This is a genomic window from Allotabrizicola aquatica (SeqCode) (genome assembly GCF_965194375.1).
In the GTDB taxonomy this organism is placed as follows: Bacteria; Pseudomonadota; Alphaproteobacteria; order Rhodobacterales; family Rhodobacteraceae; genus Tabrizicola_A; species Tabrizicola_A aquatica.
The window spans coordinates 17,104-35,404 of record NZ_CBDAEL010000011.1 but is presented as its reverse complement, the minus strand read 5'-3'; the positions used below and the strand labels follow the sequence as shown (position 1 = coordinate 35,404).

Below are 18,301 nucleotides of genomic sequence, written 5' to 3'. Positions count from 1 at the left end.
TTGCTCCTTCGGTCGGGCTTGTAGGCATAACCCATGGTTAGGGGGTGGCAAAGGCCCTGAGAAACCACCAAAAATGCGACATTTCAGCCACGGAAATCGGGGAAATCGGCAACGCATTGGCAATTGTCATATTCGTAAACGAATTGCCGCAAATACTGGGCGCAGCAAGGGAGGCGAAGATGCTGGAATTCCTGCCAAAAGACATCGCTGACGGGCTGGCCATGGCCCGCAACCGTGAGGCGGCGCGCAAGTCACGCCTGCGGGTTCAGGTGGGTGAGGCTGTGTTTCCACTGTTGCGCTTCTGGCACGATGGCTTTGCCATGGATGCTGCAATGACCCCAAAACTGCGCGGTTTGGTTGATGTCTATGACGGTGGTCGACACATTTTCCAGTGCCTGATCATTGCGTCTTCGGAAGAACATGGCCAGATCGTGTATGAGTTCAAACGCAACACGGCGGTGCGTGATACGGCGCCTTTGGATTACTGGCGCGATGAACATGCGCCAGTGGGCTACTTGCCTAAGGCCTGACTTCGACCAAAGTTTCTGCGTCCGTCGCAGCCCAAATCTCGCGCATCTCGGCGTTTGACACAGCGATACAACCTGCTGTCCAATCACCCCGCAGCACAACCTCATCGCCTACGGCGTTGGGTTGGCCGTGAATCATGATATCACCGCCCGGATCATAGCCTCCGGCCTGCGCCCGGGCGCGGTCCTCGGGTTGCGGGTAATCCAGCCCCAAAGACAGATGAAAGGCTGACTGGTCGTTGCGACGGTCAATCCGAAAGATCCCTTCCGGCGTGCGCCCATCGCCTTGCCGCACCTTGTCGCCCTGCGGCGAAAATCCAAGGGCAATGCGATATTCGCGCACCTTCTCGCCCGCCTGCACCAGAACCATGCGCCGTGCCGATTTCTCGACGATGATCCGATAGACCGTGCCGAGGATCGGCGGTTGGGCCGGCGTTGGGGGAGTGGGCGCAAAGTAGAACCACGCCGCCCCAAGCCCCAACAGGGCCAGCATCACCAGCGCTGAAAAGACCCGGGCCAGGCGTTTCATTGCAGATCAGAAAACGCCTTTTGCAGCCGAGCCACCGCCTCAACCACCACCGATCGCGGGGTGGCAAGGTTGAAGCGCAGGAAGGTCTCGCCCCCCAGACCAAAGCTGTCGCCGTGATTTGCGGCAATCTTTGCGCCCTTTTCCACCCGCGCTGTGAACTCGGCTGCTGTCATGCCCGTGCCGGCAAAATCTACCCAAGCAAGATACGTCGCTTCCAGCGGCATGGACCTCAGGCCCGGAATGGCATTGATCCCGGCATCAAAGATTTTGCGGTTGCCATCGAGATAGGCGGTCAGCTCATCGACCCAAGCCGCGCCTTCGGGCGAATAAGCGGCCTCGGCCATGAACAGACCAAAGGAATTGGGCGAAATGCCCATGGCCATCATGCGATCGGCAAACCGTTTGCGCAGGGTCTCATCGGCGATAATCACATTGCCCGAATGGGCACCTGCGATGTTGAAGGTCTTGGTCGTGGCCGTCATCATCACCAGACGATCGGCAATCTCAGGCGCGGCATTCGCCATCACGGTGTGGGTTTGCCCGGGCATCACCAGATCGTGGTGGATCTCATCCGACACCAGCAAAAGGTTATGCCGTTTGCAGAACTCGGCCACGCCGCGCAATTCCTCGGGCGTCCAGACCCGCCCGCCCGGATTGTGCGGCGAGCAAAGGATCATCATCGTCTCACGACCTGTCAGCATCCCGTCCCAGGTGGCGAAATCCATTTCGTAGCGGCCATTCACCGTCGCCAGCGGGCATTCCGTCACCCCGCGCCCGGCGGCTTTAATCACGCGTGCGAAGGCGTGATAGACCGGCGTCGTCAGCACCACATGATCGCCTGGTTGTGTGAAGGCATCGACGCACATCGAAGTGCCGTTGACCAAGCCATGCGTGGTGAAGATATGGCTGCGCTCGACCTCCCAGCCGTGGCGGGTTTTCATCCACCAGCGGATGGCGTCAAGATAGGGGCCCTCGTCGCCGTAATAGCCGTAGACCCCATGCGCCAGCATCCCCTCCAGCGCGCGCTGTACTGCGATCGGTGGGCGGAAATCCATGTCCGCCACCCACATGGCGATGCCATCCTTGGCGGGTACGCCATAATAGCCCTCCATCGAGTCCCACTTTACAGAGTGGGTGCCGAAACGGTTGATTGGGGTGTCAAAGTCAGTCATGGCCTGCCTATCGAAATTTACCTTCCCTACTTGCACCATTCGTCCCTGCGCCGTAAATCCGAAAACATGATCCGTCCCATCCTGATCCATCCCGACCCGCGCCTGAAAAAGCCTTGCGAGGCTGTGGCTGATGTCACGCCTGAAGTGCGGACCTTGGCCTTAGACATGTTGGAAACCATGTATGACGCGCCCGGTGTTGGGCTTGCGGCACCGCAAGTGGGCATCATGAAGCGGCTGATCGTGATGGATTGCATCAAGGACGGCCCGCCCGAGCCGATGACCCTGATCAATCCGCGTATTGTCTGGGCGTCTGAAGATGTGAACATCTATGAAGAAGGCTGCCTGTCGATCCCCGAGCAATATGCCGATGTGAAACGTCCGGCTTCGGTGACCGTGGAATGGATGGACCTTGAGGGTGCCACACAGGAGCGCACCTTTACCGGGCTTTGGGCCACCTGCGTGCAGCATGAGATCGACCATCTCGATGGTAAGCTTTTCATTGATTATCTTGGCCCGCTGAAGCGCCAGATGATCACCCGCAAGATGGAAAAGCTAAAGCGCGAACGCGCGCGGTTTTCCTGATGGCCGTTCGCCGCTGCCTGACTTGGCCGAGCGCCTGTTTGAAAGCCCCCGCCGCCGATGTGCCCGCCATCACGGACGAGGTGCGCGCCATCTGGGCTGACATGGTGGACACGATGGAGGCGATGCCGGGCTATGGGCTGGCGGCGGTGCAGATTGGTGTTCCGCTGCGGCTTGCAGTGGTGGATTGTTCCGAGGCACGCGGTGAGGCCATTTTGATGGCCAACCCCGAGGTGCTGCACGCCTCGGTGCAACCGCGTGAGCATGAAGAGGCCAGCCCGAACCTGCCCGGCGTGTCCGCTGTGATAGCCCGCCCGCGTGCGGTGACTGTGCGCTTTTTGAATGAGAAGGGCGAAGTTGAAGAGCGCGACTTCGTGAACCTTTGGGCCACCTCGGTGCAGCATCAGATCGATCATCTGGCAGGCAAGATGTACTTCGATCACCTCTCGCCGCTTAAACGGAAAATGCTGCTGGCCAAGGCCGAAAAACTGCGGAAACGGTCATGAGAGTTATCTTCATGGGCACGCCCGATTTTTCGGTTCCAGTACTGAATGCACTGCATCAAGCCCATGAGATCGTTGCAGTTTATTGCCAGCCACCGCGTCCCGCAGGGCGCGGCAAGGCGGATCGACCTACGCCCGTTCACGCCCGTGCGTTGGAGCTTGGTTTGCCCGTGCGCCATCCGGTTTCGCTGCGCAGCGAAACTGCAGCAAAGGAGATTATGGAACTGGGCGCGGATGTGGCTGTGGTTGTGGCCTATGGGCTGATCTTGCCGCAAGAAATGCTAGATGCGCCGCGGCTTGGTTGTCTGAACATCCACGCCTCGCTCTTGCCACGCTGGCGCGGTGCGGCGCCGATTCACCGTGCGATTCTGGCGGGTGATCTCGAAACCGGAATTTGCATCATGCAGATGGAGGCGGGGTTAGACACCGGGCCGGTTTTGCTGCGTGAAACCACAACGATTGGCCCAGAAGAGACCACAGCAGACCTGCATGACAGGCTGGCGATGATGGGATCTCGTATGATCGTTCAGGTATTGAACGACTTGCCGTTCGTCGCGCAGACTCAGGCGGTTGAAGGCGTGACATATGCTACCAAGATCGACAAATCCGAAGCGCGGATCGACTGGGCTCGCCCGTCCATCGATGTCGATCGCCAAATCCGTGGCCTGTCACCCTTTCCCGGCGCATGGTGCCAGATCAATGGCGAGCGTGTGAAACTGTTGCGCTCGCGCCTTGCTGCGGGGCAGGGACGGCCGGGGCAGGTTCTGGGCGGGCTGACCATCGCTTGCGGCGCTGGTGCCGTCGAGATCACGCTGGCGCAGCGTGAGGGCAAAAGGCCGATGCCGCCTGATGATTTTCTGCGGGGCTTTGCCATGCCGGAATTCGTCGACTAAGCACCTTTCACTGGCCTGCGTTGGTTCCCATATAATGGATGGGCAACCATGAGGCCAAAATGACCATCGTTCTGTTTCTCATCGTCGGTATCGCCGCAGGCTTCCTTGCCACCCGGATCATGGGGCTGGACACTGACCCATTGACGACCATTGCGATTGGGGTCGCGGGGGCCCTTGTGGGCGGTTTTGTTTTGCGGACTTTGGTGATGGTTTCGGGGTGGATGGCAGGCTTCGTTGGGGCGGTTCTTGGCGCCATCCTTTTGATTTGGCTTTGGAAAACCTATCGCCGTTAGGGACGCGCCTTTAGCAGATCGCTCAGCCGGAATCCTTTGCCGCCCGCGGCATCCCACAGGCAACGGCCTTGCCACGCGGCGAAAATCATCGCCGCCGCATCGCGCCCGCGCGACCCGCCGCCGCGCCGCGCGGCCAAAGCGGTTTCGACCTGTTCGCGCCAGACCTCTGCTGCGGCGCGCAACTCGGGTTCGCGCAGTGACAGCGCCAGCACATGCGGGCTGGGCAGGGGCAGATTCTTGAGCAGCGCCTGTGTGCCTTTTGACGAGATAAGGGCCTCGGCTTCTAGCTCGGTGACCGCCACGGAGAGGCGTTCCCACTCACAAAGGATCGCGCGGCGCACCATACCTTCGACCGATCCGAATCTTTGGGCAAGTGTCGCCGGTGCCAATCCGCACCGTTGCGACAGGATACCAAAGGTAAGGCCCTTTTCACCGTGTTCGGCGAGAACTGCCAGAAGATGTGCGGCGATATCGACGTCTGTCTGTGTTTTCTTGCGTGCCATGTCTAAATTATGAACAGTTGTTCGTATTATGCAAGCGCGAATATCACGCAGCGCCCGCCTGTGCCGACTTTGAGATCTGATCGATCCTACGAACCCCTGCCTGTGCCTCAAGCATCCGTTTGCCGTGCTTGGCAAGACCAACTTCCTTCAGGATCTCCCACTTTCGGTAATGCACCGTGAAAATCTCGCGCCCCTCAGGCAAGGGTTCCCCTCGCAGGCTGCCGCCCAGAATGAAATGCTGTTCTTCGGGTAGAAGGTTCCACGCAAGGCCCGATTTCTGAATCGCAAGCGGCAGGCTGATTTGGTCAAGGTAGGGGCGCCTTCCAGGAATATCATCATTTTTGTCAATGGTTTGCGCGACATCTATCCAGACCTCTGGGAAGGATTGCCCTTGGGCGTTGCGATGCTGTTCAGGAAAGGAAAACAGACCTGACGAGAAGTAGGGCAGCCTTTGCCGGTCACCCTTTTGCCGCATCAACTTCACCCGGCCTTCGGGAAGCGGCATGCCGCAGGTCTCATAAATCATGTGCCAGGTCTTGCCATTGCCCCAGACCATCGACGCGGCAGGTGTTAGGGACACATGGCCAGCCTTAATGATGTTCTCAACCGCGTTGGGGCGCAGACACAGGATGTCGCTGTCGAAAAAGGCAGAGAATTCGGTATCACGAGGCTCAAGTGTTGCGAGAATCTTGTTGCCGTGGGGGTAGTCTGGAGAAAATCGACCGGGCACTCTGAACGGGCGCACCTCGCATTCCAGCTTGGCAAGAACGCTGAGCACATCCTTGGAAACGGTCGCGATCTTGTCATCCGGGCAATAGCCGACCAAGGCAACTGTTTTGCCAAACTGTTGACGCAATGAACCGGCAAGATAGCAGGCCATCAGCTCATATCTGGGCGGTTCCACAATGAAATAAACGGTCAGGCGAGGAGACATTCGACACTCTGCTGATCGGCCATTATTTGCCGCATTTCAAAGTATGTCGAAGTTATAGACATCTGTCACCTGCAAGTCAGTGTCATAATCGCCCAATTGTAGCCATATTAGCAACAGTTGACGACTGAACTTGCCACTTCTTGGGGTGTATCCGCGGGGGGACTTCTTGCCGATGGTGCCGAGGATCGCCTATCCTGTATCGCAGCAAGAGATCGGGAAAAGGGGTCGGGCGGCTGGCCTGAACTGAAACCCGCAGGAAGGTCAAACGTGGCGGTGAGACGTAAAGCCAGTGAAACGACAGTGTCGGCGGATCGGCCGCGGGGGGCATCTGACCACTGGGGCACTGTGCCGTTTGACGTGAAGCGCCACGTCAGTCCCCATGGCCAAGTGACTGCCGTTTCGATGATGAAGGACGAGGGCCCGTTTGTCATCGAATGGGTGGCGCATCATCTGGCCATCGGTTTCACTGATCTTGTCGTTTATACGAACGACTGCTCAGATGGCACCGATGATATGCTGATCCGATTGGAAGAGCTTGGTCTTTGTCATCATCGCCGCAATGTCATTCCCCAAGGTATTCGGCCACAACCCTCTGCCTTGAACTATGCGCAAGATGAGCCGGTGGTTGGGCAATCTGATTGGGTCATGGTGTTTGACGCAGATGAGTTTCTGTCGATCAAGTACGGTGATGGCACTCTGGATGATCTGATCGCGGCAGCCAAAGCGCAGAATGCCAATGGCATTGTTGTGACATGGCGCATTTTCGGATCGGGTGGTGTGGTTGACTGGAGCCGCGCTCCGGTGACCGAACAGTATCTGATGGCGGCCCCACCGACATGGAACAAGGGGTGGGGCGTCAAGACCCTTTTCACCTTCCACCCCGACTATTGGAAGCTGGGCATTCATCGGCCCAAGATGAAAACCCGCCACATCAAGACTGAGTTTCCCGATCAGGTGAAATGGTTGAACGGGTCGGGGCGCGAGATGGAGGATTACTTCAAGTTTCGCGGCTGGCGATCAATCACGCGGACCGTCGGCTATGAGTGGGTCCAGCTGAACCATTACGCGGTCAAGTCGGTGGACAGCTATGCGATCCGAAAGATGCGTGGCAATGTGAACAACAAGGCAGATAAATATAACAGTGATTACTGGTCCTTACAGGATCGAAACGAGGTGCGCGACGAGACCATGCTCCGCTATAGTAAGGTCCGGAAACGCATCATTTCTCAGCTTCTGACAGATCCAACGCTGCGCCGTTTGCATGATGCGGCGGTCGAGCGAGCGGAAAACAGACTAGCCGAACTGAAACAGACGGACGCCTACCGCAGTCTGGTGACCAGTCTTTCCACTGCCTCGGCCGTGCCGATCTCTCAGATCGTTGCCAAGCCGCCGCAGGTCCGCGATAAGGAAAAGATCGCCGCTTTGATGTCGGATGTTGAAAAGCAGCGCGGTGCCAAGGCCAAGGCTGACCGCAAGGCCGGGCCCAAGGAACCACCGGCCGAAGCGGTGCCCATGGGTTCCTACAATCCCGGACCCATCGACCTGTCCGTGGACATGCAGCTTGAGGTCTTTGCAAACCACAGCATGAAGTTGCCACTCGACCATCGGGTCTTTGCGGCCCACGTCTTGCCTCTTATTCAGTCTGGAAAGTTTGAGCGCGGATTGGCCCGCAAGATGCCGCTGGTTCTAGACAAGCAAGCGCGCGTGCTGGAAATCGGCTCTGCCGTCGGGTTTCTGTCCGGGCATTGCGCCAATATTCGAACAGATGTTCACTTTACCTTGCACGAAGATAATCCCGGCCTGCGACAGATGATGCTGGCGGTTTGCGCCATGTCCAACCGCGCGTTTAATGACCGCTTCGTCCTATCGGAACAGCAGTTGCAGGATCTGGTCCCTGACCTTGGATCGCTGATCCTGAAAACCAATCCAACCAGCCTCCTTTTGGCGGATGCGCGGCTGGGACTGGACGTTCTGTCTAAAGTTTTTTCTGGAGGACCGGCGTTACGACCAAGGCAGATCTTCCTATATGGGCGCCTGCTCGAGGCGTGTTACTCCCAACGGTCCGAGATTCAGCCGCTGCTTCAATCCTTCGGGTACCAAGCTGAAGAAAGTTTTGATCAAAACATCTGCCGCGCTTTCCGTTTGCAGCCGGACCTTGCATCGCTGCGCTCTGGCGACTTGAACTGACCAACTAGACTTGCCCCATTCTCTGCGGCAATGTTTCCAGTATTGATACAAAAGAGGCCATTATTTCATGTCCACTCCCATTCGCCGCCCCGTTGCTTCGCTTTGGATTGGGGAGAAGCTGCATTATCTGAACCAGCTTTGCCTTTTGTCGCATGTGCGGCAGGGTCATCCGACAACGCTTTACTGCACCGATACGGTGTCGAACGTGCCAGAGGGTGTCATCGTAAAGCCGGCCACCGATATCATGGCGATCGACATGGACATTGTGCGTCAGACCTCGGAATCGTTTCTGTCGAATGTGTTTCGCTACAAGATGATTCAGAAAACCGATGCGGTCTGGATTGACTGTGATGCCTATTGTCACAAGCCGTTCCCCGATGACATGACCCACATCTTTGCCGGTCACGGCTTTCGCGGGGCCCTGAACTGTGGGGTGGTCTACATCCCCCAAAAGGGCCCGTTGATGGATCAACTTCTTGATTACTATGACAATCTGCCCGCGGCACCAGCGTGGTTCAACAAGCAGCAGAGAAAGCGCATTGAAAAACAGGACCCCAGCCTACCGCAGGCCGTTCGTATCTATAATGCCGAACGCACCGCTTTTGGCCCGCAGGCGTTCACCTATTTTGCCCAGCAGACCGGCGATTATGAACGGGCGCTTGGTTATGACTATCTCTATCCGGTTCCGTTCCAGCTGAACGATGTGTTCTACGACCCTCATTGCAATGTTGAAGGCCATTTCACCGAAAACACACTCTCGGTTCATCTCTATACCAATGGCACAAGGCCCTGGTGGCGCAAGAACCCGCCAATGGACGGATCTTACGCTGCTCGCATGTGTGAGAAGCTGGGTGTGAACCCGGCCGGAGCGCTTGAGGAATGAGCGACGACGATGAGGATCAGCCCGAGGAAATTCTTGGAAAACGTGGCAAGAAAGGTCAAAAGAACAAGCCCTTGCCAGAAACGCCGGACGAGATTGAAGCGCTGATCAGGCGCCAGAAGCGCAATCTTCGCAAGGCTTGGGCTGAGGGTTATCTGACCGCGATCACCGCGATGCTTAAACCCGGCGATCTGGCGGTGGATTGCGGTGCGAACATGGGGGTGGTGACCGAACGGCTAGCCGCCACTGGTGCAGATGTGGTTGCTTTTGAGCCTGACCCCTTTGCCTTCAAGACTCTCGAACAGAAGTTAGCAAACCTCCCGAATGTCACGTTGATCAATGCCGCTGTCGGCGTTGGCTCTGGCACTGTGCGTTTGATGCGGGCGGACAATTTCGGTGACAATCCCGAGGGCGCCTCGGTCAAGTCCACCATTCTGGATGGAGGCCGGCGGATTGATGCGGAAAACGCGGTTGAGGTGCCCTTGATCGACTTTCCAAGCTGGGTGGACGATCAGGTGAAAACGCGTGGCGAGGTCGCCTTTATCAAGATGGACATCGAAGGTGCCGAGCTTGATATCCTGGAAAAGATGGATGCCGAACAGTTGTTCCAAAATGTTCGCTGTCTGGTCGCCGAAACCCATGAGCGCAAGTTCAAAGATCTTCGTGACCGCTATAAGGCGCTGCGTGACACGGTTTCAGAAAGCTATGCGCCCGGTAAGGTTAATCTCGACTGGATATAGGTGCTGACCCTACCCTTTGAAGGGTGCCATCCCGGCGCGGGCCAGCGCGTCGGCGCGTTCATTTTCGGCATGCCCCGCATGCCCCTTGATCCAACGCCAGATCACTTTGTGGCGCGCTTGGGCCGCATCAAGCCTTTGCCAAAGTTCAACATTCTTGACCGGGTCTTTGCCCGCCGTGCGCCAGCCGTTGCGCTTCCAGCCGTGAATCCATTCGGTCACACCATTCTTCACATAGGCGCTGTCCGTCACGATGGTGATTTCAACCGGCTTTGACAGCGCCTCCAGCGCCGAAATCGCAGCCATCAACTCCATCCGGTTGTTGGTCGTCAGCTTTTCGCCGCCCTGCAACTCGCGCTCTTTCACCACCGCGCCGCCGTCACGCGCGATCATCAAGACCCCCCAACCACCGGGGCCGGGGTTGCCCGAGCAGGCTCCGTCAGTATAGGCGAAAAGGTCTGGCATCATGTCTCCACGCAACACCGCAGGGATAGGGGGCCGTTTAGGCCGCGTCAACTGCGTGACGCCGCGTTGGGCGTGACAGCCGGGACGCGGCGGTGCATCGTGGCAGGCAGGAGAACAGCATGACCCAATATCCCCACCTCTTGGCCCCGCTGTCGCTGGGGCATGTGACCTTGAAGAACCGGGTTCTGATGGGCTCGATGCATACCGGGCTGGAGGAAACCGGCGACTGGAATCGGGTGGCCGAGTTTTATGCTGAACGGGCCCGTGGCGGCGTGGGCCTGATGGTCACAGGTGGGATGGCGCCGAACCGCGAGGGTGGGGTGTTTCCCGGTGCTGCCGGGTTGTTCAGCGAAAAAGACATCGAAAATCATCGCACTGTCACCGACCGGGTGCATCAGGCGGGCGGGCGGATTGCCATGCAGATCTTGCACGCGGGCCGCTATGCCTATGGCAAGGATTGCGTCTCGGCCAGTGCTGTCAAATCCCCGATTTCACCCTTTGTCCCGCGCGAATTGGACGAAGAGGGCATCGAGAAGCAGATCGCTGATATCGTAACCGCCGCGACCCGTGCGAAAGAGGCGGGGTATGATGGTGTCGAGGTTATGGGGTCCGAGGGCTATTTCCTGAACCAGTTTCTGGTGACCCACACCAACCGCCGCACCGACCGTTGGGGCGGGCCCTATGAAAACCGCATGCGCCTGCCGGTTGAGGTGGTGCGCCGGGTGCGGCAAGCGGTCGGGCCGGATTTCATTCTGATCTATCGCATTTCCCTGATCGATCTTATCCCCAATGGCTCAACCTGGGATGAGGTGGTGAGGCTGGCCCGCGCGATTGAGGGGGCGGGTGCCACCATTCTGAACACCGGCATCGGTTGGCATGAGGCGCGGGTGCCGACCATCGCCACCAGCGTGCCGCGCGCCGCTTTTGCGCATCTGACCGGGCGGTTGCGCGGGGAGGTGGGGATTCCTGTCATCACCTCAAACCGCATTAATACGCCCGAGGTCGCCGAAGGCCTGCTTGCCTCGGGCATGGCCGATATGGTGTCTATGGCGCGGCCCTTTCTGGCGGACCCGGATTTTGTGGCCAAGGCCGCCAGCGGCCGCGCCGCGGAGATTGCGCCGTGTATTGCCTGCAATCAGGCCTGTCTGGACCACACCTTCAGCGGCAAGCTGACCTCGTGCCTTGTCAATCCACGCGCCTGCCATGAGACGGTTCTGACCTATGAGCCTGCTCAAAACCCGCAGCGCATCGCCGTCGTGGGCGCTGGCCCGGCGGGGTTGATGGCGGCCAAGGTCGCCGCTTTGCGCGGTCATAAGGTGGTGCTGTTTGACCAGTCTACCGAGTTGGGGGGTCAGCTTAATCTGGCCAAACAGGTGCCGGGGAAGGAAGAATTTCATGGGCTTGTCGCGTGGTTTGTCCATGAAACCCACCGTCTGGGTGTGGAAACCCGGCTTGGGGCGATGGTGGATGTCGCAGATTTGGCAGGGTTTGATCAGGTGATCGTCGCCAGCGGTGTCAGCCCCCGCGATCCCCAAATCCCGGGGCAAGAGCGGGCGAAAAGCTATCTGCAGGTGCTGCATGGCGCCCCGATCGGCCGCCGGGTGGCTATTGTGGGCGCAGGGGGCATCGGCTTTGATGTGGCTGAATATCTTGTGGCGAACGGTCATTCGGTGACTTTGAACCCAGTCGAGTGGCGCAAGGAATGGGGCGTCGGTGACCCTGCGGAAACCGCAGGCGGCTTGCGCGAACCCGCGCCCGAACCGCCCGCGCGTGAGGTCTGGCTTTTGCAGCGCAAGGCCGAAAAGCCCGGACGTGGTCTGGGCAAGACCACCGGCTGGATCCATCGGGCAGCCTTGGCGGCCAAGGGTGTGAAGATGCTGGGCGGCGTCAGCTATGACCGCATCACGGATGAGGGGTTGTGGATCTCCCGCGACGGGCAGCCGCAGCTTTTGGCGGTGGATGATGTGGTGCTGTGTGCCGGTCAACTGCCCGCGCGGGGGCTTTATGACCGGCTTGTCGCCGCTGGCATGACGGCTCATGTGATCGGTGGGGCCGATGTCGCCGCTGAACTCGACGCCAAGCGCGCCATTGATCAGGGCGCGCGACTGGCGGCTCGGCTCTAGCACCTTGTTGCCAGCCCTCTGAAAAACTTGTCATATCCCTGAAACCGCGGGAAGCCACAAGTTTGCGATGGAACCGCTTTATCTGGCTTCGGATCAGTCGGTCCTTACCGCTGGGCTGATCTTGTCAGTCGCCGGTGGGATGAGCATCTGAACCCCATTCCGCGCCCTGCATCTCGCGCAAGCGGCTCGCGGTGCGTTCAAATTCAAAGGCGCCCGTACCCTCCAGATACAGCCGCTCTGGCACATCGGCGGCCGAGCAGATGAGCCGCACCTTGGCCTCATAAAGCGCATCAATCAGCGTGACGAACCGCTTGGCCTCATTGTAGTTGGACGCCGAAAGCTGCGGGATATCTTCAAGGATCAGCACCCGCACCGCCTGCGCGATGGCCAGAAAATCACCGGGGCCTAGGGGGCGTGAACACAGATCCCAGAACGTCGCCCGCCCAATGCCATTGGCAAAGCATGGCAGGTCAATGCTGCGACCGTTCACGGGCAAGATCAACGGCGCACCCGCCGCGCCGCCGGTCAAATCATCCCAAATCGCCTGAATCTCGCCTTTCACCTTTCCAGCCGGGTGAAAGTAGACCTGCGCCCCGGCAAGGCGATGCTGGCGATAATCGTTCGGGCTTTCCAGTTCCATCACCTGCATTTTCTCGCGCAGCATGGCGATAAATGGCAGGAACAAGGCCCGGTTCAGCCCGTTTTTATACAGCTCTTCCGGCGCGCGGTTTGACGTGGTGACAATCACCACCCCCGCCGCCATCAGCTTTTCAAAGAGCCGTCCCACGATCATCGCATCGGTGATGTCGGTGATCTGCATCTCGTCAAACGCCAATAACCGGATGTCGCGCGCCACCGCTTCTGCCACTGGGGCCAGCGCATCATCAACCCCGGTCTTGCGGGCCTCATGCATACCCTTGTGGATTTCCTGCATAAAGGCGTGGAAATGCACGCGGCGCTTTTGCGCAATCGCGGTGTTTTCGATGAAGAGGTCCATCACCATCGACTTGCCACGCCCCACCCCGCCCCACAGATAAAGGCCCGCAGGCGGCGTGACCGGTTTGGCAAACAGACCGGCGAACAGACCGACACGGCGGTTGGCGTTGGCCTCCAACCAGTGCCGCAGGGCGTCAAGTTTTGGCAAGACTGCATGCTGCGCGGGATCTGGCCGCAGCTGTCCGGCGGCGACACGGGCGTCATAGATCTCGGTCAGGGTCATAGGCATAGGTCTGATTACCCTGACCGCACTCCTTGGGAAAGACTGTCAGAAGGCTAAAGCCGCAGTTTGCAGCGTTAGGCGTTCTTCAAGGTCGCGGTCAGCGCGTCCACATCGCCCTTGGCCTTGTCCAGCATCGCGCCGATTTCGGCGCGTTCGCTGGCAAGCATGTTCACCCCTTCGATGATGAGGTTGAAGAACTTGAGCGAGCCTGATTTGTCCGACACATGCCAACGCAGGTCAAACGGTGCCTCACCCTTCAGGCGCGCGACCGAGATCACCTCGTAATAGCTTTTCAAAGGCTTGGCGTCGGTCACCTCGATGGTGCCGCCGATGAATTCACGGAAGCGGCGACCGTATTTGCGGCTGATGTAGCCTTGAAACGCCTTGGTAAAGGCCGTCAACTGCGCCTTTGACGCCTGCTTGGCCGCCGGGCCAAGGGCCGAGCGGGCAATGACCGGCACATCGGCATACTTCGAAAAGATGCGTTCAAAATCCCCGATCATCGAGCCTTCTGACTTGCCCGACGAAATCACGGCATTGATATCGGCCACCGCCTGATCAATCAGCGCGCGCGCCTGCTCAACGCTCAGCGCTGCAGCCCGCATCGGAAGCACAAAGGCCACGGTGCCAAGGGCAAGGCCTGCCGCAAAGCGACGGCGCGAAAGCGATGAGGTGTCATTCAGCATAGGGGTCCTCATACGGATCGACGAAGCTGCCTTCGTCGGAAGTCTGGCCAAGCTCAAACCGGCGATTCTGCAAATACAAAAGCCGGGCCTGCGTGTAGCTGTCTGCACTCTCATATAGGACGGAATCGGTCAGACCGGAATAGCGTCCGCGATCTGCGATTTTTCCGGCCACTTTGGCCCCGGTTGCCGCCAGCCGTTGCTTGCGGGGCAATTGGTTCAGCGGGTCAATCAGTATGTCCACCACCGCGCCCGCCAGATCCCGTTCGGTCGAGGGACCGATGAAGGGCACCTCAAGATAGGCGCCTTCGCCCACGCCCCAAATATGCAGGGTTTCGCCGAAATCGGTGTCATTTTCGGGCATGCCCGCGGCGCTGGCCACGTCAAACAGCCCGCCAAGGCCAAAGACCGTGTTCATGCCAAAGCGCAACAAGTTCTCGCTCGCTTTGACCAACCGCAGTTGCAACACGTTGTTCACGATATCCGCAGGCTTGCCCAGATTGTCGGCAAAATCGCCAAGCCGCTCACCCACCTCCCCCGTGCCCCCCTGCGACGCGGTAACAGGCCGCAGGACAGCTTGGTCAACGGTCTTGTTGAACGCGTGAACCTTGCGATTGAAAGGTTCGATTGGGTCATTCATGGCCAAAGGCGCATCTTGCCGCGCACACCCCGACAAAACCGCGCCAATCAGGCAACAGGCGATCACGGAACGAAAGGGTTTTTGCGATACGGTCATGGATGCGATGGAATCAGACAGGAGTTGTTTCTAGCTTATCAAGGATATCAGCCTAACATAGACTGGCCACTTGGAAGGCAAGGGATAAGGTTACGCTCCCGGCAAGGCAATTGCCAAACCGTGGCACAGAGGCGACGCAAGACATTTTCCGCCGATGCTGTTTTGCATCGGCAAGTTCATATTAGGGGGACGTATGTCTCAAGGTGAATTTGCTCGGGGCTATGCCGAGTTAAAGGCAGCCCGGGCTGACCATCGCGCTTTGCTTTGGGCTGTTGGTGTTTTTTCGGTGCTGGTCAATCTTCTGATGCTGACCGGGCCGCTTTACATGCTGCAGGTTTATGACCGTGTGCTGGGCAGCCGGTCGGAGGCGACCTTGGTCGCGCTGTCGGTGCTGGTGGCTTTCTTGTTTCTGGCGATGGGCATTCTTGACCATGCGCGCAGCCGGGTGATGGCCCGCATTGGCGCGGCGATGCAAGACAAGCTGGACCGCCGGGTCTTTGCCGCGTCAATGAAGCGGCTCACATTGGTGCCAACCGATCAGGTCGGGCTGGCCGCACAGCGCGATCTGGAGGCGGTGCAGCGGCTTTGGGCCTCGCCGGTCTTGATGTCGATCTTCGACATCCCCTTCACCCCGCTGTTCATTGCTGCGATTTTTGTCTTTCACCCGCTTCTGGGCTGGCTCGCTGTGGCGGGCGGCGTGTTTCTCATCACCATCACCGTTTTGAACCAGCGCATGACGCAGGTGCCGATCAACCGCACCAATGGCCTGACGCTGCAGGCTGAACGGATGTCCGACCTTATCAAAACCGAGGCCGAGGCGGTTCAGGCATTGGGCATGACCGGCGCTGCCTTTGAACGCTGGTATAAGGCCCGCAGCGCCGCCTTGGCCGAAGGGTTGCAGGCTGGCGATGTCGGTGGCCGCTTTGGGTCCATCTCCAAGACCTTCCGGCTCTTCTTGCAATCGGCGATGCTGGGGGTTGGGGCTTGGCTTGTGCTGGAGAACCAGCTTTCCCCCGGCGCGATGATTGCCGGCTCTATCCTGATGGGCCGCGCGCTGCAGCCCATCGAACAGGCGGTCGGCCAATGGGCCGTTGTCACCCGTGCGCAGGAAGGGACCGAACGTCTGGCTGAACTCCTCACCCGGGTTCCGCCTGAGCCGCAGCGCACCGCCTTACCGCGCCCCCGCGCCATTTTGGATGTGCAGGCGCTGTCGGTGGTCCCGCCGGGCGAAAGTCAGGCCGTCCTGCGGGGTGTTACCTTTCAACTGGGCGAAGGGCAGGCTTTGGGCGTGATTGGCCCTTCGGGCGCGGGCAAATCGACGCTGGCGCGCGCGCTGATCGGCGTCTGGCGCCCTGCGGCGGGCAAGGTGCGGCTGGATGGCGCGGCGCTTGACCAATACGACCCTGACGTTCTGGGCAGCTACATCGGCTATCTGCCGCAGCGTGTGACCCTGTTCGAAGGCAGCATCGCCGAGAACATCGCCCGGCTGCAGCCCAATGCCGACAGTGCCAAGATTGTCGACGCCGCCCAGAAAGCCGCCGCGCATGACATGATCCTGCGCTTGCCCGAAGGCTATGACACCCGCGTCTCGACGCTGGGAGGGCGGTTGTCGGGCGGCCAGATTCAGCGCATCGGCCTTGCCCGCGCGCTCTATGACAACCCGGTGCTTTTGGTGCTGGATGAGCCGAACTCCAACCTCGACAATGACGGGACAGTGGCGCTGAACATCGCCATCCGCAGCCTTAAGGCGGCGGGAGGGTCGGTTCTCATCATGGCGCACCGACCGGCGGCCATTCAGGAATGTGACCTTCTGTTGGTGTTGGAAGATGGCATGCGCCGCGCCTTTGGTCCGCGTGATCAGGTGCTGAAAGAAATGGTCAAGAACCACAGCGAGATTGTCCGCTCCGCCGGACCCGGAGGTGTGTCATGAGCCTGCTGCGCAAAAAGCCGGGGCCGACTGTGGCCCATAAAGATACCCCTCTGCCGGCAAAGCCCGCCAAGACAGAGCTTGCCGCACCCAAACCGCGCGCGCCTTCCGAAGTGCAGTCCCTTCTCTCGGCCCGTACTTCGGTGATTGTCGGCAGCGTGACCGCCGCAATTCTGGTGCTCGGCTTTGGCGTCTGGTCTGTCGCATCAGAAATCGCCGGGGCGGTGGTCGCCTCGGGCCAGATCGAGGTATCGCAGAACCGCCAAGTGGTGCAGCACCCCGATGGTGGGGTGGTGGCCGAAATCGCGGTGAAAGAGGCGCAACCGGTGAAGGCGGGCGATCTTCTGATCCGGCTGGACGGGGCCTTGGTGAAGTCGGAACTCGCGATCGTCGAAGGCCAGCTTTTCGAAGTGATGGCCCGCAGCGCCCGGCTTGAGGCTGAACGCAACGACGCCCCCGCGCCGGAGTTTTCGGGCGAACTGGCCGAACTGGCAAAGACCCGCCCTGAAGTGGCCGACCTGATCGAAGGTCAGCGCAGCCTCTTCACCGCGCGCCGGGAATCCGTTCTGAAACAGTCTGAACAGTTGCAGAAGCGCGCCGCCCAGATCGGCTCGCAGATCGAGGGCGTGGATGCGCAGGTTGCCGCTCTCAGTCAGCAACTCGACCTGATCGAACAAGAGCTGACCGATCAACGCACGCTTTTGGAAAAGGGCTTGGCCCAATCCTCCCGCGTGCTGGCGCTGGAACGCGAAGCCTCGCGGCTGCAGGGGTCGGTGGGCGAATTGCAGGCCTCGCGCGCGCAGGCCGAGGGTCGCGCGACCGAGGTGGAACTTGAGGTGCTGCGTCTTGCTGCCGTGCGGCGGGAAGAGGCCAATACCCAACTGCGCGACATCGGCGCACGCGTTCTGGAACTGGCTGAGCGCCGCCGCTCGCTGACCGAACAAATCGCCCGGCTGGAGATCAGGGCGCCAGTGTCTGGCACGGTCCTTGGCCTTGCGGTCAGCACACCGCAATCCGTGATCCGTCCAGCGGAACCCTTGCTCTATCTCATCCCGCAGGATCGCCCGTTGATCATCACCGCGCAGGTGCAGACCATCGACGTCGATCAGGTCTTTGTCGGCCAAAAGGTGCGGCTGATGTTCCCAGCCTTTTCGGCCCGCACCACGCCCGAGTTGAACGGTCATGTCGTCACCGTCTCGGCCGATGTTTTGGTCGATGAACGCGCTCAGATGGCCTATTACAAGGCCGAAATCGCGCTTGACCCCGGCGAGATAGACCGCCTTGAAGGGCTGACCCTAATCCCCGGCATGCCTGTCGAAACCTTCATCCAGACCGGCGCGCGCAGCCCAATGGCCTATCTTCTCAAACCCTTCACAGACTACTTCGCCGCCGCATTCCGAGAAAGCTGACC

General features: G+C 59.5%; 19 protein-coding genes. 11 read left to right on the top strand and 8 right to left on the bottom strand.

Features of this window, described 5'->3' with window-relative positions:
• Positions 1-44 precede the first annotated feature (44 nt).
• Positions 45-530 (top strand): hypothetical protein, encoded by a 486-nt coding sequence (locus AC72UB_RS12145; RefSeq protein ID WP_505190020.1) that lies wholly within the window; start codon positions 45-47, stop codon positions 528-530.
• Here the strand turns inward: AC72UB_RS12145 and AC72UB_RS12140 are convergent.
• Positions 520-1,056 (bottom strand): L,D-transpeptidase family protein, encoded by a 537-nt coding sequence (locus AC72UB_RS12140; protein WP_505190019.1) that lies wholly within the window; start codon positions 1,054-1,056, stop codon positions 520-522. The genes AC72UB_RS12145 and AC72UB_RS12140 overlap by 11 nt on opposite strands.
• Positions 1,053-2,228 carry a MalY/PatB family protein gene (locus AC72UB_RS12135; protein WP_505190018.1) on the bottom strand — a complete coding sequence of 392 codons (1,176 nt, stop codon included), beginning with the start codon at positions 2,226-2,228 and terminating at the stop codon, positions 1,053-1,055. Before AC72UB_RS12135 ends, AC72UB_RS12140 begins: the two co-directional genes overlap by 4 nt.
• 66 nt (positions 2,229-2,294) lie before the next feature.
• On the opposite strand from AC72UB_RS12135, the gene def (AC72UB_RS12130) reads away from it, so the two are divergent.
• The 4 genes from def (AC72UB_RS12130) to AC72UB_RS12115 are packed head-to-tail and all read left to right on the top strand — an operon-like array spanning position 2,295 to position 4,496.
• Positions 2,295-2,810 (top strand): peptide deformylase, encoded by a 516-nt coding sequence (gene def / locus AC72UB_RS12130; protein WP_505190017.1) that lies wholly within the window; start codon positions 2,295-2,297, stop codon positions 2,808-2,810.
• Positions 2,810-3,313: a peptide deformylase gene (gene def, locus AC72UB_RS12125; protein WP_505190016.1), complete on the top strand. Its 504-nt coding sequence runs from the start codon at positions 2,810-2,812 to the stop codon at positions 3,311-3,313. The genes def (AC72UB_RS12130) and def (AC72UB_RS12125) overlap by 1 nt, the downstream gene beginning before the upstream one ends.
• On the top strand, positions 3,310-4,203 hold the full coding sequence (fmt, locus tag AC72UB_RS12120) for a methionyl-tRNA formyltransferase (RefSeq protein ID WP_505190015.1): 894 nt from the start codon (positions 3,310-3,312) through the stop codon (positions 4,201-4,203). Before def (AC72UB_RS12125) ends, fmt begins: the two co-directional genes overlap by 4 nt.
• A 59-nt stretch (positions 4,204-4,262) precedes the next feature.
• Positions 4,263-4,496 (top strand): GlsB/YeaQ/YmgE family stress response membrane protein, encoded by a 234-nt coding sequence (locus AC72UB_RS12115; RefSeq protein WP_505190014.1) that lies wholly within the window; start codon positions 4,263-4,265, stop codon positions 4,494-4,496.
• Here the strand turns inward: AC72UB_RS12115 and AC72UB_RS12110 are convergent.
• Both AC72UB_RS12110 and AC72UB_RS12105 read right to left on the bottom strand, forming a co-directional pair.
• Positions 4,493-4,999, bottom strand: a complete 507-nt coding sequence (locus AC72UB_RS12110; protein ID WP_505190013.1) for a TetR/AcrR family transcriptional regulator — start codon at positions 4,997-4,999, stop codon at positions 4,493-4,495. The genes AC72UB_RS12115 and AC72UB_RS12110 overlap by 4 nt on opposite strands.
• Positions 5,000-5,042: 43 nt before the next feature.
• A complete protein-coding gene (locus AC72UB_RS12105) occupies positions 5,043-5,903 on the bottom strand; it encodes a GT-B fold glycosyltransferase domain-containing protein (protein WP_505190012.1) in 861 nt (286 codons plus the stop codon).
• A 417-nt stretch (positions 5,904-6,320) separates the two neighbouring features.
• On the opposite strand from AC72UB_RS12105, the gene AC72UB_RS12100 reads away from it, so the two are divergent.
• The 3 genes from AC72UB_RS12100 to AC72UB_RS12090 all read left to right on the top strand — a co-directional run bounded on the left by AC72UB_RS12100 (position 6,321) and on the right by AC72UB_RS12090 (position 9,740).
• Complete coding sequence (locus tag AC72UB_RS12100; protein WP_505190011.1) at positions 6,321-8,120, top strand: glycosyltransferase family 2 protein; 1,800 nt, start codon at positions 6,321-6,323, stop codon at positions 8,118-8,120.
• Positions 8,121-8,187: 67 nt separating this feature from the next.
• A complete protein-coding gene (locus AC72UB_RS12095; RefSeq protein WP_505190010.1) occupies positions 8,188-9,003 on the top strand; it encodes a hypothetical protein in 816 nt (271 codons plus the stop codon).
• Positions 9,000-9,740: an FkbM family methyltransferase gene (locus tag AC72UB_RS12090; protein WP_505190009.1), complete on the top strand. Its 741-nt coding sequence runs from the start codon at positions 9,000-9,002 to the stop codon at positions 9,738-9,740. The genes AC72UB_RS12095 and AC72UB_RS12090 overlap by 4 nt, the downstream gene beginning before the upstream one ends.
• A gap of 9 nt (positions 9,741-9,749) precedes the next feature.
• Here the strand turns inward: AC72UB_RS12090 and rnhA are convergent, their stop codons facing one another.
• Positions 9,750-10,202 (bottom strand): ribonuclease HI, encoded by a 453-nt coding sequence (rnhA, locus tag AC72UB_RS12085; RefSeq protein WP_463288811.1) that lies wholly within the window; start codon positions 10,200-10,202, stop codon positions 9,750-9,752.
• Between the two features lie 119 nt (positions 10,203-10,321).
• Here rnhA and AC72UB_RS12080 point away from each other — a divergent pair, with 119 nt between their 5' ends.
• Positions 10,322-12,325 (top strand): oxidoreductase, encoded by a 2,004-nt coding sequence (locus AC72UB_RS12080; RefSeq protein ID WP_505190008.1) that lies wholly within the window; start codon positions 10,322-10,324, stop codon positions 12,323-12,325.
• Between the two features lie 124 nt (positions 12,326-12,449).
• Here the strand turns inward: AC72UB_RS12080 and zapE are convergent, their stop codons facing one another.
• The 3 genes from zapE to AC72UB_RS12065 all read right to left on the bottom strand — a co-directional run bounded on the left by zapE (position 12,450) and on the right by AC72UB_RS12065 (position 14,963).
• Positions 12,450-13,550, bottom strand: coding sequence for a cell division protein ZapE (zapE, locus tag AC72UB_RS12075; protein WP_505190007.1), 1,101 nt, complete (start codon positions 13,548-13,550; stop codon positions 12,450-12,452).
• Positions 13,551-13,618: 68 nt separating this feature from the next.
• On the bottom strand, positions 13,619-14,230 hold the full coding sequence (locus AC72UB_RS12070) for an MlaC/ttg2D family ABC transporter substrate-binding protein (RefSeq protein ID WP_505190006.1): 612 nt from the start codon (positions 14,228-14,230) through the stop codon (positions 13,619-13,621).
• Complete coding sequence (locus AC72UB_RS12065) at positions 14,220-14,963, bottom strand: MlaA family lipoprotein (RefSeq protein ID WP_505190005.1); 744 nt, start codon at positions 14,961-14,963, stop codon at positions 14,220-14,222. Before AC72UB_RS12065 ends, AC72UB_RS12070 begins: the two co-directional genes overlap by 11 nt.
• Positions 14,964-15,156: 193 nt before the next feature.
• On the opposite strand from AC72UB_RS12065, the gene AC72UB_RS12060 reads away from it, so the two are divergent.
• Together AC72UB_RS12060 and AC72UB_RS12055 are read left to right on the top strand one after the other, a co-directional pair.
• A complete protein-coding gene (locus AC72UB_RS12060; RefSeq protein WP_505190004.1) occupies positions 15,157-16,893 on the top strand; it encodes a type I secretion system permease/ATPase in 1,737 nt (578 codons plus the stop codon).
• Entirely contained in the window at positions 16,890-18,299 is a 1,410-nt protein-coding gene (locus AC72UB_RS12055) for an HlyD family type I secretion periplasmic adaptor subunit (protein ID WP_505189761.1), read from the top strand. Before AC72UB_RS12060 ends, AC72UB_RS12055 begins: the two co-directional genes overlap by 4 nt.
• The last annotated feature ends 2 nt before the right edge of the window (positions 18,300-18,301 follow it).

Coding starts and splice junctions, on each gene's coding strand:
- AC72UB_RS12140 (WP_505190019.1), bottom strand. CDS start 1,056: ATGAAACGCCTGGCCCGGGTCTTTTCAGCGCTGGTGATGCTGGCCCTG.
- AC72UB_RS12135 (WP_505190018.1), bottom strand. CDS start 2,228: ATGACTGACTTTGACACCCCAATCAACCGTTTCGGCACCCACTCTGTA.
- def (WP_505190017.1), top strand. CDS start 2,295: ATGATCCGTCCCATCCTGATCCATCCCGACCCGCGCCTGAAAAAGCCT.
- def (WP_505190016.1), top strand. CDS start 2,810: ATGGCCGTTCGCCGCTGCCTGACTTGGCCGAGCGCCTGTTTGAAAGCC.
- fmt (WP_505190015.1), top strand. CDS start 3,310: ATGAGAGTTATCTTCATGGGCACGCCCGATTTTTCGGTTCCAGTACTG.
- AC72UB_RS12115 (WP_505190014.1), top strand. CDS start 4,263: ATGACCATCGTTCTGTTTCTCATCGTCGGTATCGCCGCAGGCTTCCTT.
- AC72UB_RS12110 (WP_505190013.1), bottom strand. CDS start 4,999: ATGGCACGCAAGAAAACACAGACAGACGTCGATATCGCCGCACATCTT.
- AC72UB_RS12095 (WP_505190010.1), top strand. CDS start 8,188: ATGTCCACTCCCATTCGCCGCCCCGTTGCTTCGCTTTGGATTGGGGAG.
- AC72UB_RS12090 (WP_505190009.1), top strand. CDS start 9,000: ATGAGCGACGACGATGAGGATCAGCCCGAGGAAATTCTTGGAAAACGT.
- rnhA (WP_463288811.1), bottom strand. CDS start 10,202: ATGCCAGACCTTTTCGCCTATACTGACGGAGCCTGCTCGGGCAACCCC.
- AC72UB_RS12080 (WP_505190008.1), top strand. CDS start 10,322: ATGACCCAATATCCCCACCTCTTGGCCCCGCTGTCGCTGGGGCATGTG.
- zapE (WP_505190007.1), bottom strand. CDS start 13,550: ATGCCTATGACCCTGACCGAGATCTATGACGCCCGTGTCGCCGCCGGA.
- AC72UB_RS12070 (WP_505190006.1), bottom strand. CDS start 14,230: ATGCTGAATGACACCTCATCGCTTTCGCGCCGTCGCTTTGCGGCAGGC.
- AC72UB_RS12065 (WP_505190005.1), bottom strand. CDS start 14,963: ATGACCGTATCGCAAAAACCCTTTCGTTCCGTGATCGCCTGTTGCCTG.
- AC72UB_RS12060 (WP_505190004.1), top strand. CDS start 15,157: ATGTCTCAAGGTGAATTTGCTCGGGGCTATGCCGAGTTAAAGGCAGCC.
- AC72UB_RS12055 (WP_505189761.1), top strand. CDS start 16,890: ATGAGCCTGCTGCGCAAAAAGCCGGGGCCGACTGTGGCCCATAAAGAT.